Genomic DNA, 17,279 nt, shown 5'->3' with positions numbered 1-17,279 from the left:
GTAATGTTATTTTAAAAACGGGTGGGTGGAATAAAGCTCCGCGGGCGGTCTGTGGGCATGGGAGCGGCCCGGCTTGGCTCAGGTGCCGCATAGCGCAATACGCCGGATTGACCCGCGCAGGCCGGGGTCAGATTCTGGTTCCAGCCCTCACCTACGCACATGGCCACTGGCGTAATGGAATTCAGGTGCGCATGGGCCTCGGCCCAGGCTTCCGGCAACAATCCCTGCACCGCCGTGGTGGCGCGGGCACGGATATTTGTCGACCCTATGCGGCCACGCTGCCCTTGGGCAACGACGTAATCATCTCCGGACCTCGGAGAAAAAGGTGAATTGGTCACGGCGATATCCCGCTGGATGCCATAGCGCATGCTCATCATGACCTCTTCAAACAGCATCGCGGTGTCTTCCCACGGTGTGGTGTAGCTGTAGAAATCGCTGGCGCTATCCGGGAAAAAGAACCCGGCAATATCCCCTGCGTCGTACAGCCGCTGCAGCGCGCTCGCCTCTACGCCGCGGTAGCGGACATCCGCCAGGGCAAACAGCTCCGATGATTGCGGCGTGTTCACCGCTCTCACCGACTCGTTCACAACAGCGCCGCTCTGGGCCTGATTGAAGAAAATATCACTGCTGTCGAGCCCAGCATTGATTTTTGCCGGGGACATGGCGTCATTGGCGTGGGCCAGTTCGTGATACAACAGGGAGCCGAGATCCGCTTCGATTTCGCGCAGCGGGCGATTTTCACGCTGGGAAACCGGGTAGCCATAGAACACATAGTTGTTGTTCTTGACGTAGCGCCAGGGGGTAACGAAATTCAGATCAGAGCCGAAGCCACTGCGGTAATCCGGCTGTTCGTTAATCACATCCCGCTCTTTCGGCGAAAGCCACAGGCTGTCCGGATCAAGATAGATGGCACCGGTGAGCGACCAGTAAAAGGAAGGGCGTATATCGCTGGAAATCACCACTGCGGTAGTGGCGCGCAACAGCCGCGCGAAGTCCCCATGGGGATCCAGCTCGTTCAGGAATTGCTCAAACCGCGCGCCCATCCAGTCGTGGGAGACCAGTACATGGTCCATGATCTGGTCCACGGTGGGCGCACCGCTCTGCATACCGATCACCGGCAGCTTCTCAAGAGTACACAGGGAGTCATCACCCAGCTGGTTGGAATAAACGCAATCCGCCAGATAGTCGCGGTAAGGGCTGTCGGCGCGATAACTGTAAACATTGTTCAGCGCTGCGGTGGTCCCGCAGTAGTCACCATCCCCCAGGCAGAAATATTCACTGGTCACCTCCGGGCGATCCTGTACCACCACGTAGGCGATATCGGAGTATGAGCCGGCTGAAGTTTCCAGGGTGGCCTTAAAGGTCAGTACCTGGTCGCCAGTGACTTGAGGCGCGGTGACAAACAATACCGGCTGTTCGGAATCATCTTCCTCCATCGATGCGGATGGGCCGGACAGTTGCTCAAAATGCCAGGAATTCACCGATCCGTTATAGCTGGTGGCATTCAGCCGCAGGGAAAATTCGGCCCCCTCACTCACCGCCCGGTCGGCCCGCAACTGGACCTGGCCATTGTTACTGTCAGGCGACACCGAAATATCGAAAGTATCCTGCACACTGTTGCCATTGCGGTCACTGGCCGTAAGTCGGAAGCTGTAATTACCGGAGGTCCGGACATCAAAGCTGATACCCCCCGTGCCGTTGCCAGCCAGATCTCCCAGGCTCGGTCCCGCCAGCTGTTCCCATTCAAAGCGGGTGTAGCCCTGAGCAGACAGCGTCGCGACCACACCGACGGAATCACCGATTTCGGCCGTGCTATCGCCGCTCAGCGTGAGCCTGTCCCGCTGGGAAATTGGCGGATTGTTGCCGTCATCGCCACCACCGGAACCACCGCCACCACAGGCGGCCAGGATCGACAGGCTGAGGGCACAGAGGGAAGTGCGCAGAACGCGAACAGAGTGGGCTGAAAGACCAGTTACCAGTTGCATGACGTTATCTTTTTATCCTTGTTGCTCTGGCGGACAAGGGTACCACCGGTCTGGCCAGCGGGCGACACCAGAGAGAAACGGTGACAAATGGTGACGGACGAGAAATACGGTCAGATACGGAAATCCCAAAGTCCAAATACCGCCCCAAAAAAAAGCCCGCCGATTGGCGGGCTTTTTTGCCAAAAGTGGCTATTGCCGTTCCGATCAGGCCGGATTGAGCTTGCCAAGTACGCTCTGCAGACTCTCTTTCGCATCGCCAAACAGCATGCGCGAGTTGTCCTTGTAGAACAGCGGGTTGGCAACACCGGCATAGCCGGAAGCCATGGAGCGCTTCAGCACCACAACCTTGCCCGCCTTCCACACTTCCAGTACCGGCATACCGGCGATGGGAGAGCCGGGCTTCTCAACGGCATCCGGGTTAACGGTGTCGTTGGCGCCGATTACCAGAACCAGGTCGGTTTTCGGCAGATCGTCATTGATCTCTTCCATTTCCAGCACGATGTCGTAGGGCACGTTGGCTTCCGCCAGCAGTACATTCATGTGTCCGGGCAAACGGCCGGCTACCGGGTGGATCCCGAAGCGCACGGTCTTGCCGGCCTTGCGCAGCTTGTCGGTGAGGTCGCTCACCGCCTGCTGGGCGTGGGCAACGGCCATACCGAAGCCAGGTACGATGACGATGCTGTCGGCATTCTTCAGATCATCCGCCAACTCGTCGTGGGTGGTCGCTACCGCTTCACCTTCCACTTCACCGTCGCCACCAGCCACTACACCGTCGGAGCCAAAGCCGCCCAGAATCACACTGATAAAGGAACGGTTCATGCCGCGACACATGATGTAGCTGAGGATGGCACCGGAGGAGCCTACTAGCGCGCCGATCACGATCAGCAGGTCATTGCTCAACATGAAACCGGTAGCCGCGGCGGCCCAACCGGAGTAGCTGTTCAGCATGGAGATCACCACCGGCATGTCGGCACCCCCGATCGCCGCAATCAGGTGGATACCCAGCAGCAGCGCGATACCAGTCATTACCAGCAGGCTGATGATGGTGGCGTTGCTCACGTCAGCGGGAATGAACTGGGCACCCAGTACCACACAGATCACCAGTGCAATCAGGTTCAGCCAGTGACGCGCCGGCAGCATCAGCGGTTTGCCGGAGATCAGGCCCTGCAGCTTGCCGAAGGCAACGATGGAACCGGTCAGGGTGATGGCACCGATGAACACGCCGATAAAGATCTCGGAGTTGTGCACGATGTGCGCGGCACCTTCGAGATTGATACGTGGATCCAGGTAACCACCCCAGCCGATCAGAACTGCAGCCAGGCCCACAAAACTGTGCAGCAGGGCTACCAGCTGCGGCATTGCGGTCATTTCGACCTTGCGCGCCAGGTGAATACCGATCACCGCACCCACGCCCATGGCAATACCAACGGGCAGGTAGGCGCCAGAGGTAATACCAGCGACGGTGGCGATAATGGCAACGGCCATACCCACCATGCCGTAGTAGTTACCGCGGCGTGCGGTCTCGTGAGTGGACAGTCCGCCGAGGCTCAGGATGAACATCACCGCGGAGAACAGATACGCCATAGAAATTACACTATTCATGTCTGTCTCTCCTTATCGACGGAACATTTTCAGCATACGGTGGGTTACGAAGAAACCACCGAAGATGTTGATACTGGCAAACAGTACCGCCACGCACGCCATTACGGTCACCAGGAAGGAACCGGTAGCACCAACCTGCAACAGGGCACCGATGATCACGATGCCGGAAATGGCATTGGTCACACTCATCAGCGGGGTGTGCAGGGCGTGGGATACGTTCCAGATCACCTGCCAGCCGATAAAGATCGACAGCACAAACACAGTAAAGTGAGCAACGAAGTCCGCCGGCGCGGATTTGCCCAGAGCCAGCAACAGCGCACCGGCCACGGCCCAGAAGGCCACCAGTGACAGCGGAGAGGTTTTCTTCTCCGGCTTCGGCTCCACCTTGATCTGAGGCTCCGGCTGCTTCTGCTGCGGGGCGGCAGAAATTTTCGGCGCGGGCGGCGGCCAGGTGATTTCACCTTCCTTCACCACGGTGGCGCCGCGGACGGCCTCGTCTTCAAAGTTGATAACGATCTCGCCGTTTTTCTCCGGCGTCATGTCGGTCAACAGGTGACACAGGTTGGTGGCGTAGAGAGTGGAAGACTGAGTGGCCGCACGGCTCGCCAGGTTGGTGTAACCAAGAATGGTTACGCCGCTCTTGACGACTTTCTCGTCCGCTTCGGTAAAGTCACAGTTACCGCCCATTTCAGCCGCCAGATCCACAACCACGGAACCGTCGGCCATGGTTTCCACCATGTCCGCGAGCCACAGCTTCGGTGCCGGCTTACCGGGGATCAGTGCGGTGGTGATGACGATATCCACTTCCTTGGCCTGTTCACGGAACAGGGCCATTTCAGCGTCGATAAACTCTTTCGACATCTGCTTGGCGTAACCACCAGTACCGGAGCCATCTTCCTCGATTTCCACGGTGAGGAATTCAGCCCCCATGGACTCGACCTGCTCGCGCACTTCCGGGCGAGTGTCGAAGGCGCGCACGATGGCGCCCATGCTCTTGGCGGTACCGATGGCGGACAGCCCAGCGACGCCGGCGCCGATGACCAGTACCTTGGCCGGTGGGATCTTGCCCGCAGCGGTGATCTGGCCGGTAAAGAAACGGCCAAAATTGTGCGCTGCCTCGATTACCGCACGGTAACCGGCGATATTGGCCATGGAGCTCAGAGCGTCCATTTTCTGCGCACGGGAGATGCGCGGAATGGACTCCACCGCCAGCGCGTTGATGTTCTTGTCTGCCAGCGTTTGCAGCAGTTCGCCGTTCTGAGCGGGTTTCAGGAAGGCAATCAGAGTCGCGCCACTGGGAATCAGGTCCAGTTCAGCGTCGCTGGGACCTTGCACCTTCAGCACAATTCCGGCCTGACTCAGGCAATCCGCCGCGTTGGCGCACAGCTTGGCCCCGGCCTGTTCATATTCTGTATCGGGGAAGCTGGCAGCTTCACCGGCCCCCTGTTCGATGACGACATCAAAGCCCAGCGACTGCAAGCGCTTTACGCTGGCCGGCGTCGCCGCGACCCGCGCCTCGCCCTGCGCGGTCTCCTTTGGTATGGCAATAATCACCGTGTGTGCTCCCATTTATAAAATTGTCGTTGTTATATAGCCCACTCACTCCTGGGGGAGTTGAATGATGGCTGATAGATACCGCGGATATTTAATTCCAGCAACTGCGTGATCGTTGATAAGAGCGAAAGCAGGCGCCCCCGAGAAAAACATTTTCCCGGGGAAATTAAAAACTGTTCGGTAGGTGGAAGCATTAAAGGGAATATATATAGGCAACGGAAATAGAGGATTCTTATCAGAGGTCATAAAAAATTTTATTGAAAACCGTTAAAAATCCTTTAAAAACAACAACATTCGTTACACATGAAACAGAAAAGACGCCCTTTAACCTGACTTTAATGACACTCAGGCAAATCACCCAGAACACCAACAGAATATAATCCTGCAGGTAAAATACCCTCTGCGTACATATAAAGGAATATTTAATTAACTATTCCAAACGGTTTAATCCAATAATAACCCTTTGAAATAGAAATAATGCGGTATTGGAATAGGTAACAAATAAAACCAATTATTGATTCAAATGGAAACTAATTTAATTGGCCGGTTTGACGCCTAAAAAGCCCAGCCCGGATATCTGCTTCTGCACCGGTTCGGAATGCAGATACTGCAGCAGGCGAATGGCGAGGGCGCGCTGGCGACTGCTGCGCAGGATCACCAGTTGTTGCTCGATTGGCGGATAAAAGTACGTGGGAATACGCATGAACTGGCCACTGTTACCGGAAGCCAAAGCCTGCCCGTAGGGAATCAGCCCCATCTGTCCTTCACCCTGGTGCAGCAGTATCTGTGCATGACCGGCGTGACCGGCATATACCATCCGAGTCTTCAACAACGGCCACAGGCGCAATTTCTTCAGCATTTTCACCGCGGCATCGCCATCCGGAGCCAATTGCGGGTCGGCGACCACCAGCTTGTGCTGCCCCCGCCCCAGCAACAGGATCAACTGGCGCGGGGTCAGGGCAGAATCGTCCTGCGCCTGTGTTGCTGCAAGTACCGAGTATCCGGAAGATTTGTCGGTGGCAATCTGTCTGCTGACCCACAGCGCCAGCTGGCCGCGGGCGTAGATCTGGCGACTTGATGGCACGATGAGCCCGGCCTTCTCCAGCAGCACTGGGCGGGCGCTGTCGGCGGAGAGAAACAGGTCGAACCCTTCTCCGGCGCGGATCTGGCCATAAAGAATTCCGCTGGCACCAGCCGTGATCTGCAACCGGCAGCGGCAATTTGCCTCGAATCCAGGTCTGAGTGCCTCAAGCGCAGGCTGAAAACCGGCATCCACTGCCACCTTCAGTACCGCGGGCTCCCTGACCCCACATCCCACAGGAACAACAAGTGCGATCGCCAGTAGCAAACGCAACAGAAGGAGGCTGGAGGCAGCCATGTAACGCCGGGAAGCTTCTGCCATCCGAACGGGAGTACCTCTTAAATGCACTATCCCTTTGCGAATAGTGCGCAAACGGCACCGATCACGACAACCGCAGGTAATCCTCCGGTCGATTTACGTTCAGGTGCCAATCACCCTCTGGCTCCGGTAGCTGTACACACCCCAGGTAGCCAAACAGGGCGCGCATGGAGGCGATGGCATCTCCAGACGCCGCCGCCCTCAAATAATTCCGGCAACGATCGCCTAGCGGCAACCAGCACGGCAGGTACTGGTTTCCAAAACACACCGCCTGTTCCACGGTCTGCCCCGCCACACACAGTTGACGCAACAAACCCGGAGTCAACATTGGCATATCCACTGGCACGACCAGCAGCGCGTCGCACTCCAGTTGCCACTGGTGCAGATGTTCGGCGATCGAATACAGACCACCCAGTGGGCCCGCAGCACTGGTGCGATCAGGGATTCCTCCGGGGCGAGAGCCACTCACCAGCACCGGCATCAATGCCAACCCTTCCGGCGGCCTGAGGCCGTGAAACAGGCTTTTGGCCCGGTCGAGCAATGTGTCCCCACTGGACAATTTTAGCAGCGCCTTGTCTTTACCCATGCGACTGGAGAGCCCCCCCGCCAATACAACCGGGCAGGCGCGCTTGACGCCCCGTTGCCGGCGCCCCGCTTCGTTATTTCTAGCTGAGGTAGATTCCATGACTTAATTCCTCCTTGGCACTTCCTGATTCTTCCCTGAACCGCTAGCGACCAATATCGGACAGACGACTAGCATCGCACATTTATGCTCGGGCACAAGCGGGCGGTACCAATGAGGTGCACACCCTTCATTCGCGCACCACTCGAGCGCACCCCAACTCTACGATGCACACTAAAAGGGCAAACAACTGCCGCAGGGCCGCCGACCTCGCCACTGAACCTCCACCTGTACGCACATCTACTAGATTTGAAGCAATTGGTACGAGTTTTGATTGTTTAATTGCTACAGGCAAAGAGGCCCGGCAGCACAATCAGTGCCGCCGGGCTTTTTTTTGCCCGCGGAAACCTCCGGGAGTAACTCATGTCTTTCCGTTCATACAAGATATTTACGGCTCTGGTGCACACTGCTGCCACTGCCGTGCTGACGCCTGCGGCCATATCTCAGGCCCACGCCGATGAAAATATTGCCCAGATGCCCGGCGACATGATTCGTAACAGTACCTTCGACCTGAACTTTCGCCCCCGCTATGAACATGTGCAGGAGAAAGGCTTTCCCCACCACGCCACTGCCGGCACCCTGCGCAGCCGCGCCACCTGGACTTCCGCCCGTTACGACGGCTGGGAATTCCTGCTGGAAGGGGATAACGTGACCTATATCAGTAGCGAGCATTTCAACAACACCGAGAACGGTAATACCCAGTATCCGGTCATCGCGGACCCGGATTACAGCGAGATGAATCGGGCCCAGGTCAGCTACGCGCTGGAAGACGGGAAATTCACCGTGGGGCGCCAGCGTATCCTGTACGGTGACCACCGCTTTATCGGCAACGTGGGCTGGCGCCAGAACGAGCAGACCTTCGACGCCTTTCGTGCAGAGTGGGGATTCAATGAAAAACTTTCCATCGATTACACCTACATGTGGAACGTCAACCGTATTTTTGGCCCGGACGGCGCCGACGGCAATCTCGGAGGGCCGGTAAACGCCCTTAAAGCGGATTACAAAATTCGCCCCAATCACACTCTGAGTGGTTTCTTTTACAGCCTCGATTTTCACGAGCAGGAGCAACTCGCCAGTGCCACCGCGGGTCTGGAGTGGGCCGCCGACTGCGCCAGCTTCCGCTGGCACCTGCGCGCCGCAACCCAGAGTGACATTGGCGACAATCCCTACGATTACCGCGCGGAGTACTACAACGCGGAGTTCGGCACCAAACCCGTAGAGAAATTTCAGTTTGCCGGGTTAATCGGCACCGAATGGCTGACCGGGGACACTGAATGGGCCTTCCAGACACCACTGGCCACGCTGCATAAATTCCAGGGTTTTGCCGACAAGTTTCTGACCACCCCGGTGGACGGCATTCGCGATTACTATGCTGGCGGCTCAGTCGTTGTTTCTGGCATCAAGATTGCAGTAACTGCACATAAATTCTACAGCGATCGCGACAGTCTGGATTACGGCAACGAACTGGATCTGGTTGCGACCTACGCAATAACAAAAAATATCGGCCTGCTCGCCAAATACGCCACCTACGATGCTGATGAATACAGCACCGATACGGACAAATTCTGGCTGCAGTTCGAACTGAAGTTTTAATAGCGATGACGACAACAATCAGTATTCTGCTGGTCGACGACCGGCCAGACCGCGCCGCCATGGTGGCCGCACAACTCACTGCTGCCGGCTACACGCTGCTGGCACAACTTTCCAGCGCCGAAGGCCTGCTGTTTCAGGTTGAGAAACACCGTCCGGATATCGTACTGATCGATATCGAATCTCCCGACCGCGACATTCTCGAAAGCCTGTCGGTGATCAACCAGCACAATCCCACTCCTGTCGCCATGTTCTCCGCCCGCGGCGGTGCCGACTTCATTGCCAGCGCGGTGGAGGCCGGGGTCAGTGCCTATATGGCCGAGGGCCTGTCCGCAGAGCGGGTCGCGCCGGCGATCGAGATTGCCATGGCCCAGTTCCGCAGCTACCAGCATTTGCGCCAGTCTCTCGAGCGCACCCAGCAGCAGCTGGATGAACGCAAAATCATCGAGCGCGCCAAAGGACTATTGATGGCGCGGAAAAACGTCAGCGAGCAGGCCGCTCACCAGACGCTGCGCACCCTGGCGATGAATAGCAACTCCACCATGCGCAAGGTAGCGGAACAGATTGTTGCGCACCTGCAAACGCCGGCAAACTGACCGCCACGACTGGCGAGCAGATAGCGACGACGACCAAAACACCGCAAGTAAAGAATTTGAGAGTAAACCCGTGACCACCCTGCAAGCAGAAAAACCCAACATCAAACTGCTCTACCTGCGCCTGACCGACAGCGCACCGTTGATCGTGGCGAAAGAACTCGGGTTGTTCGAGCGCTATGGCCTCAATGTAGAGCTGCAGCGGGAAACGTCCTGGGCCACCTTGCGCGACAAATTGATTGGCGGCGCCGCAGATGCCGCCGCCATGCTGGCGCCGATGCCTCTGACCGTAAAGCAAACCCTACCACACTGCGAAGAACAACTGCTGAGCGGACTGATATTGAGCTGCAACGGCAACGCCATCACTTTGTCGCGGGCACTGTACGATCAGCTTGAATTGGCGTCTGACGGCCCGGTGAATATCGGCGCGGCCCTGAATACACATATCGCCAGCCGCGCTAGTGAAACCAACCCCCTCACCTTCGCCAGTGTATACCCCTTTGCCAGCCACACCCTGCAACTGCGTTACTGGCTTAACCACGCCGGCATCGATCCCGACCAGGACGTGCGACTCGTAGTTCTGCCACCAGAACAGATGGTGGATCACCTGCGGCGTGGCGATATCGATGGCTACTGTGTTGGCGAACCCTGGAATACCCTCGCGGTTCAGCAGGGCATCGGCGTGATCGTTGCCCCGAGCAATACCCTGATGCCAGCCATGCCCGAGAAGGTACTGGCGGTCACGCAAAGCTGGCACGATGCGAACCCCGCCACCCACCTGGCCCTGCGCGCGGCACTACTGGCCGCCTGCGGCTGGCTCAATGACCGCAGTCACCGCCGGGATGCGGTCGGTATACTGGCGCGACCGGAGTATCTCAATCTACCGGAAGAAACCATTGCCGCCTCTCTGGAGGACCAGGTCACCCTGCACCGTGGGCACGCGGGACACGGGGTCAAAGCAAACCCTGACTGGCACCTGTTTGCCCACCCGCAGACCGATCACGGCCTGCCGTCGACGAAGAAGGGACGGGAACTGCTGGCACTGTGCAACGAGATTGCGCCCACCGACTCCACGGAGGCGGAAGTCTTCCGGGCCGACCTCTATCAGCAAACCCTGGATTTTCTTCGCCACCAGAACCAGCAATTCTCACAAACCGTTTAATATCCCGCGGGCACCCTCGCCAACACAGGGCGACCAACATAGGGCGCCCGCCTTCAGTGCATAAATGACTGCACCAGTACACCAAATCAGGGCGTGCATTGCCGGAACAGGAGAGTTGCGAGACTCTTCACGTGCTCCCTTAAAAATAAAAAGAGTTTTTACACGCCATAATTATCGCCCTATTCCACTCACCCGCTGATTTTTGCACATTTTTCGCACTACCCCGTCATCCTGCACCGATATGGCACAAAAATTGAATACATATTGGGTATTCATTTGCTGCCGGTGGGCCGAAACTGGGCCCACTGTAAATAACAAGCGGGGGGATTTTTGTGGGTAATCCCACATTGATATAAGCGCCCGAACCATAGCAGCAATACCACAAATTGATGAAACGGACACCGAAGTCCACCGGCTACAGCCCGCCTGTACCCGTGGGCTTTTTTTATGCCCGCGATTTGGCGCCGGCGACGGAAGCAGGCTGATCAAATTCACACACTAACGGGATAGATTTATGTCCAGTGACTCCTTAAACCTTTTTTCCTTCCAGGGAAAAATCCGGGTGCTGCACCTGACCTGGATCGCCTTCTTCATCACATTTTTTGCCTGGTTCAACCACGCACCACTATTGATGGCGATCGCCGACAGCCTTTCGCTCACTTCCGAGCAGGTGAAGACCCTGTTGATTCTGAACGTGGCACTGACGATTCCCGCGCGGGTGATCATCGGCATGCTGACGGACAAGTACGGGCCGCGACTGACCTATTCCCTGCTGCTGGCCGTCGGCAGTATTCCCTGTTTTATTTTCGCTGTAGCAGACAGCTTTATCGCGGCGGCCATTGGCCGCTTTCTGCTCGGATTTATTGGTGCGGGTTTTGTTATTGGTATCCGTATGGTCTCCGAATGGTTCCCGGCCAAACAGCTGGGTACTGCGGAAGGTATCTACGGTGGTTGGGGTAATTTCGGCTCCGCCGCCGGCGCCATGACCCTGCCGACCATTGCATTGCTGTTTGGGGGCGAAGATGGCTGGCGCTACGCCATCGGCATTACCGGCATCATCGCGCTGGTTTACAGTGTGGTCTACTACAAGTCGGTAACCGACACCCCCAAGGGCGCCACTTATTTCAAACCGAAAAAAATTGGCGGTATGGAAGTATCCAGCCCCTCTGATTTTATTCTGCTGTTGATCATGAAGGTGCCAATGTATGCGGCACTGGCGCTGCTGACCTGGAAGCTGTCGCCGGCGGGCGTGGGTATGCTGGCACAATCGGTGGCCGTGGTTATTTATCTGGCGCTGGCGGCCCTGTATCTGTTTGATGCAAAGAAGTGCTACGAAATCAATAAAGAGGTTTTCGTCAAACTGCCGGAGCCGATTCACCGTTACAAATTCAAGCAGGTGGCGGTGTTGAACATCCTGTACTTTGCCACCTTCGGTTCCGAGCTTGCGGTGATCTCGATGCTGCCGCTGTTTTTCTCAGAGACCTTCACACTGGATCCGGTGAAAGCGGGTCTACTGGCTTCCGCTTATGCGTTTATGAATCTGATGTCACGCCCAGCGGGAGGTCTGATCAGTGACCGTTTTGGCCGCAAAAGCACGCTGTTAATTCTGACCGCGGGCCTGGCGATCGGCTACCTGACAATGAGTTCGATCGATGCCGAGTGGCCGCTGTATCTGGCGGTTGCCGCGGCGATGGCGTGTTCTTTCTTTGTGCAGTCTGGTGAAGGCGCGGTGTTTGCGGTGGTGCCGTTGATCAAGCGCCGCCTGACCGGGCAGATTGCGGGAATGACAGGCGCTTACGGAAATGTAGGCGCCGTGTTTTATCTGACGGTGCTGAGCATGGTTTCTTACCAGACCTTCTTCCTGGTGATTGCATGCACCGCAGTATTGGGTTTTGTTACGCTGCTGTTCCTCGAAGAGCCTGAAGGCCAGATGGCGGAAGTCATGCCGGATGGCAGTGTTTCTTTGATTGATGTCGCCTGAAGATTTCTGAAGCGGTACCCTGAATTTCCGGGTACCGCTATCTGGTTATCGGCGCATCACTTAACTTCGAATTCCTTACTGTTACCGACACTACTTTGAACAAAACCTGCGAAACCACCATCGTGCCAGATTTCGATCTGCAGGCTTCCAACGCGGAAAACCTGGAATTCGCCACCGCTACCGAATGCGGCCCACGCGCGTATAACGACGATGCGGTGGCCGTGTATCGGGCCACCGGCAGTGATCGGCGTTATCGCGGTTCACTAGCGGCAATTGCCGACGGTGTCGGCAGCGCGGAGGCCGGAGGTGCAGCGGCACGGGCTGCGATTAGTGGGTTTATTTCCGATTATTACAGTACGCCGGATTCCTGGTCGGTGAAGCAAGCTGCAGCGCGTGTATTACATGCACTGAATAGTTGGCTGTACCGGCAGAGCGGTGGTGCGGATGAAGTGCAGCGGGGCTGGCTAACGACGTTTTCTGCGGTAGTGCTTAAAGGCTCTACGGCGCATCTGATCCATATCGGGGATTCACGGATTTACCGGCTGCGGGATGGCAACCTGGAGTGCCTGACTCGGGATCACAGTCGCACACTGGGGCCCGGGCGGACATTTTTGAGCCGGGCGCTGGGAATGGATGCGCATATCGAGGTCGACTACCGACAGGAGCCGCTGGAGCCGGGAGATCTGTATTGCGTGACCACCGACGGAATTCACGATTTTCTCCCCCTCAGCCAATTTTCGCAGTTGCTGTCGCAGCATCAACTCGATGCCTCGCAACCGCTGATTGCGGCGGCGCTGAAAAATGGAAGCAAGGACAATCTGAGCCTCGCACTGTGCCGGGTGAATGTACCGGACACCCTTGAGGCGGACGATGTGATACTGGCAACCAGCCAGCTACCTTTCCCGCCCCCCCTGCAACCGGGGAACAAGATCGACGGTTACGAGGTATTACAGGAATTGCACGCAAGCAGCCGCAGCTATCTGTACCTGGTGCGGGACATGGAACCCACCGTAGACGGTAAGCCTGCGAAGCTGTGTGCACTGAAGGCACCATCGGAGAATTTCATCGATGACCCGGCGTATATCGAGCGGTTTATCGCCGAGGAATGGACCGGTCGACGGCTGGACCACCCGACGATTGTCAAGGTGTACCCGCCGCGCAAGCAGCGCCAGTTCCTCTACCATGTGATGGAATATGTAGACGGGCAGAATCTGCGCCAGTGGATGCAACTGAACCCGGAGCCGCCGCTGGATCAGGTGCGCAATCTGGTGCAACAGTTGGTGAGCGCATTGCGGCGTCTGCAGCGGCTGGAGATAGTGCACGGCGACCTCAAGCCGGAAAACATTATGGTGGACACTTGTGGACGCCTGAAACTGATTGACCTCGGCGGGGCCAATGCGGCGGGACTGCAGGAGTTGTTGCGCTACCAGGACAGTGCGCCGCCGGGCAGCAAGAATTACTGCGCCCCGGAATACTTTGTCGGCGACGGCGCCAGTCACCGTTCGGATATATTTTCCCTTGGAGTCATCGCCTATGAAATGCTCACCGGTGAGTACCCTTATAAAGAGCGTTTCGGCAGCAGTCACTACCAGCTGAAAAACTATGCCGGCATGCGCTATGTCAGCGCGCGCCAGTGGCGGAAAGATATCCCGGACTGGATTGACGGCGCTCTGCGCAGGGCCTGTTCGCCCGACCCAAAAAGTCGCTACCCCGCGCTGTCGGAGTTCGTACACGACCTCAGCGCTCCCAACAAAAGGTTCAACACCGCAGAAAAGCCGCCGCTAATTGAGCGCAATCCGCTGCTGTTCTGGCAGACAGTGGCGGTGCTGGCGATACTTTCGCACCTTTTATATTTTCTTTGAGCCAAGCCGATGGGCACAAACTTGGGGCGAGAACCAAAAAAATCGCACCAATTTACAGCAGGAAAATATGCAAAGTCTTCATTAATCCCCGAAAAGCCTATGGTTTCCCGCCGTCGACGCCGCTCCGGCAAGTTGGCACAGAGATTGAATGCCTTAAGTCACAATCCGAAATTCTTTTAGCAAGGCAACGGCGCCTGACACTCTTCGACAGAAGAGGGATGCCCGTGTAGCCTCGCAACACCTCCGGCTCACTCCTCCACTCCCCTTCTGTCGCGAACGTCAGGCACCTACACCTGGTAAAAAACGGCAGAGATCATGGTTAAGCAAAAAATCGTCGTCATCGGCAACGGCATGGTGGGTCACCACTTCCTGGAACAACTGGCAAATCGTCCCGAACGGGAACTCTTCGACGTGCTGGTATTCTGCGCCGAACCCCGCCCCGCCTACGACCGGGTACATCTTTCCGAATACTTCGGCGGCCGCACCGCAGACGATCTCGCCATGGGCAAGGTGGAACAGTACCGCGGGTGGGGTTATGACCTGCGCCTGAACGATGCCGCCGTCAGCATCGACCGCGAAAACAAAATCGTGACCTCCGCCAGCGGTGCCAGTGAAGCCTACGATCATCTGGTACTGGCCACCGGCTCCTATCCATTTGTACCGCCGATTCCCGGACACGAACACGAAAAGTGCTTCGTTTACCGCACCCTCGAAGACCTCGACAAAATTCAGGCCGCAGCGAAAGACGGCAAGATCGGTGTAGTTGTGGGTGGTGGCCTGCTGGGTCTGGAAGCAGCCAACGCGCTCAAGCAGCTGGGCCTGGAAGCCCACGTGGTGGAGTTCGCCCCCGGGCTGATGTCCGTACAGCTGGACGAGGGTGGCTCGAAACTGCTGCGGGAAAAAATCCAAGAACTGGGTGTAACCGTACATACCAGTACCGCCACCGAACTGATCGAGGAAGTGGACGGCGGGCGTCTGCGCATGCAGTTCAAGGGTGATAAAGAGCTGGTCACGGATCTGATCGTGTTCTCCGCCGGTATCCGCCCGGAAGACAATCTGGCCCGCTCCGCCGGTATCGAGCTGGGTGAGCGCGGTGGGATCGTAGTCGACAACCACTGCCGCACTTCCGACAAGAACATTTTCGCCATTGGCGAATGTGCGCTGTTCGATAACCGCATCTTTGGTCTCGTGGCCCCCGGTTACTCCATGGCCCGCACAACCGTTTCCCTGCTGTGTGGTGAAGCGGCGGAGTTCAACGGCGCCGACATGAGCACCAAGCTTAAGTTGCTGGGTGTGGATGTAGGCTCCATCGGCGATGCGCACGGCCGCAGCGAAGGTTCCGCGGCGATCACCTTTGTGGATGAGCAGACCGGCGTATACAAGCGCATGATTACCGACCGCGAAGGCAAAAAGCTGCGCGGCGCGGTGCTGGTGGGCGACACCGGCGACTACGATACCCTGCTGCAATATCACCTGAACGATATGGATCTGCCGGAGCACCCGGAGCAGCTGATCCTGCCGGCACTGGATGGCGCGGCGCCAGCACTGGGCGCCAGCGCGCTGCCGGACACTGCCACCATCTGTTCCTGCCACAACGTGAGTAAGGGCGATATCGTCGGCGCGGTTCAGGGCGGTTGCTGTTCTCTCGGCGACGTCAAGAATGCAACCAAGGCCTCTACCGGTTGTGGTGGTTGTTCCGCGCTGTTGAAAAACGTGGTGGATACTGAGCTGGCCGCGCTGGGTGTGGAGGTCAACAATGACCTCTGCCCGCACTTCCCCTACACCCGCCAGGAAATTTTCCACATGGTGCAGGTGGAGGAAATCAAAACCTTCGATGAGCTGCTGCACAAGCACGGTTCCGGCAAGGGCTGTGAAATCTGCAAGCCCACCGCTGCATCCATCTTTGCGTCCCTGTGGAATGAACATATCCACAAGAAGCCTCTCGTGGGCCTGCAGGACACCAACGATACGTTTATGGCGAATATGCAGAAGAATGGTACTTATTCCGTTGTTCCGCGTATTGCCGGCGGTGAGATCACTCCGGACAAGTTGATTGTTCTGGGCCAGGTGGCGAAGAAGTATGACCTGTACACCAAGATTACCGGCGGCCAGCGTATCGATTTGTTTGGCGCACGCCTGGAGGAGTTGCCGGAAATCTGGCGCGAGTTGACCGATGCGGGATTTGAAACTGGCCACGCATACGGTAAATCTCTGCGAACCGTCAAATCCTGTGTGGGCAGTACCTGGTGTCGCTTCGGGGTGCAAGACAGTGTGGGTATGGCGCTGGCGGTAGAGAACCGTTACAAGGGCCTGCGTTCACCGCACAAGATCAAGATGGCGGTTTCCGGCTGTACCCGTGAGTGTGCGGAAGCCCAGAGTAAAGACATCGGTGTGATTGCCACCGAGAACGGCTGGAACCTGTATGTGTGCGGTAACGGTGGTATGCGCCCCCGCCACGCGGATCTTTTCGCCACCGATCTCGACGATGTCACCCTGATCAAATACATCGACCGCGTGCTGATGTTCTATGTGCGCACTGCGGACAAGCTGCAGCGTACATCTGTGTGGCTGGAAAATCTGGAAGGCGGCCTGGATTACCTGCGTGAGGTAGTGATCGAGGACAAACTCGGTATCTGTGATGAGCTGGAACGCCAGATGACCAATGTGGTTGGCACCTACCAGTGCGAATGGAAAACCGCGATCAACGATCCGGAAATGCTGAAACGCTTCCGCCAGTTCGTAAATACCGATGAGAAAGACGAAAAAATCGTTTTCGTGGAAGAGCGCCAACAACGCCGCCCAGCCACACAGGATGAGATCGTCCAGATAGCCGAACCGGCTTAAGAATTTCACCACCATAGTCTTTCCG

11 protein-coding genes are annotated in these 17,279 nt (G+C 57.1%); 6 read left to right on the top strand and 5 right to left on the bottom strand.

Annotation, left to right across the window (positions count from 1 at the left end; genetic code table 11):
- Positions 1–11: 11 nt before the first annotated feature.
- The 5 genes from PVT68_RS16000 to mobA all read right to left on the bottom strand — a co-directional run bounded on the left by PVT68_RS16000 (position 12) and on the right by mobA (position 7,225).
- Positions 12–1,985, bottom strand: coding sequence for a hypothetical protein (locus tag PVT68_RS16000; protein ID WP_280319768.1), 1,974 nt, complete (start codon positions 1,983–1,985; stop codon positions 12–14).
- 204 nt (positions 1,986–2,189) lie between these two features.
- Positions 2,190–3,587 carry a Re/Si-specific NAD(P)(+) transhydrogenase subunit beta gene (pntB, locus tag PVT68_RS15995; RefSeq protein WP_280319767.1) on the bottom strand — a complete coding sequence of 466 codons (1,398 nt, stop codon included), beginning with the start codon at positions 3,585–3,587 and terminating at the stop codon, positions 2,190–2,192.
- Positions 3,588–3,599: 12 nt separating this feature from the next.
- Positions 3,600–5,141: a Re/Si-specific NAD(P)(+) transhydrogenase subunit alpha gene (locus PVT68_RS15990; RefSeq protein ID WP_407666105.1), complete on the bottom strand. Its 1,542-nt coding sequence runs from the start codon at positions 5,139–5,141 to the stop codon at positions 3,600–3,602.
- Between the two features lie 535 nt (positions 5,142–5,676).
- Positions 5,677–6,543, bottom strand: a complete 867-nt coding sequence (modA, locus tag PVT68_RS15985) for a molybdate ABC transporter substrate-binding protein (protein WP_280319762.1) — start codon at positions 6,541–6,543, stop codon at positions 5,677–5,679.
- A gap of 61 nt (positions 6,544–6,604) precedes the next feature.
- Positions 6,605–7,225: a molybdenum cofactor guanylyltransferase gene (mobA, locus tag PVT68_RS15980; RefSeq protein WP_280319760.1), complete on the bottom strand. Its 621-nt coding sequence runs from the start codon at positions 7,223–7,225 to the stop codon at positions 6,605–6,607.
- Positions 7,226–7,585: 360 nt separating this feature from the next.
- On the opposite strand from mobA, the gene PVT68_RS15975 reads away from it, so the two are divergent.
- From PVT68_RS15975 to nirB, 6 genes are all read left to right on the top strand, one after another.
- Positions 7,586–8,815 carry an alginate export family protein gene (locus tag PVT68_RS15975; RefSeq protein WP_280319759.1) on the top strand — a complete coding sequence of 410 codons (1,230 nt, stop codon included), beginning with the start codon at positions 7,586–7,588 and terminating at the stop codon, positions 8,813–8,815.
- Between the two features lie 5 nt (positions 8,816–8,820).
- A complete protein-coding gene (locus PVT68_RS15970; RefSeq protein WP_280319757.1) occupies positions 8,821–9,408 on the top strand; it encodes an ANTAR domain-containing response regulator in 588 nt (195 codons plus the stop codon).
- Positions 9,409–9,478: 70 nt separating this feature from the next.
- A complete protein-coding gene (locus PVT68_RS15965) occupies positions 9,479–10,567 on the top strand; it encodes a CmpA/NrtA family ABC transporter substrate-binding protein (protein ID WP_280319755.1) in 1,089 nt (362 codons plus the stop codon).
- A 514-nt stretch (positions 10,568–11,081) separates the two neighbouring features.
- Positions 11,082–12,548, top strand: a complete 1,467-nt coding sequence (locus PVT68_RS15960) for a NarK family nitrate/nitrite MFS transporter (protein WP_280319753.1) — start codon at positions 11,082–11,084, stop codon at positions 12,546–12,548.
- A gap of 95 nt (positions 12,549–12,643) precedes the next feature.
- Positions 12,644–14,410, top strand: coding sequence for a bifunctional protein-serine/threonine kinase/phosphatase (locus PVT68_RS15955; RefSeq protein ID WP_280319752.1), 1,767 nt, complete (start codon positions 12,644–12,646; stop codon positions 14,408–14,410).
- A gap of 315 nt (positions 14,411–14,725) precedes the next feature.
- A complete protein-coding gene (gene nirB / locus PVT68_RS15950) occupies positions 14,726–17,254 on the top strand; it encodes a nitrite reductase large subunit NirB (RefSeq protein ID WP_280319750.1) in 2,529 nt (842 codons plus the stop codon).
- Positions 17,255–17,279 lie beyond the last annotated feature (25 nt).

The organism is Microbulbifer bruguierae (assembly GCF_029869925.1).
Classification (GTDB): Bacteria; Pseudomonadota; Gammaproteobacteria; order Pseudomonadales; family Cellvibrionaceae; genus Microbulbifer; species Microbulbifer bruguierae.
Note: the sequence above shows the minus strand (reverse complement) of the source record. Positions and strands in the feature narration are given on the sequence as shown.

Excerpts from the sequence above, each read along its gene's own strand:
- PVT68_RS16000 (WP_280319768.1), bottom strand. The coding sequence starts at position 1,985 with ATGCAACTGGTAACTGGTCTTTCAGCCCACTCTGTTCGCGTTCTGCGC.
- pntB (WP_280319767.1), bottom strand. The coding sequence starts at position 3,587 with ATGAATAGTGTAATTTCTATGGCGTATCTGTTCTCCGCGGTGATGTTC.
- modA (WP_280319762.1), bottom strand. The coding sequence starts at position 6,543 with ATGGCAGAAGCTTCCCGGCGTTACATGGCTGCCTCCAGCCTCCTTCTG.
- mobA (WP_280319760.1), bottom strand. The coding sequence starts at position 7,225 with ATGGAATCTACCTCAGCTAGAAATAACGAAGCGGGGCGCCGGCAACGG.
- PVT68_RS15975 (WP_280319759.1), top strand. The coding sequence starts at position 7,586 with ATGTCTTTCCGTTCATACAAGATATTTACGGCTCTGGTGCACACTGCT.
- PVT68_RS15970 (WP_280319757.1), top strand. The coding sequence starts at position 8,821 with ATGACGACAACAATCAGTATTCTGCTGGTCGACGACCGGCCAGACCGC.
- PVT68_RS15960 (WP_280319753.1), top strand. The coding sequence starts at position 11,082 with ATGTCCAGTGACTCCTTAAACCTTTTTTCCTTCCAGGGAAAAATCCGG.
- nirB (WP_280319750.1), top strand. The coding sequence starts at position 14,726 with ATGGTTAAGCAAAAAATCGTCGTCATCGGCAACGGCATGGTGGGTCAC.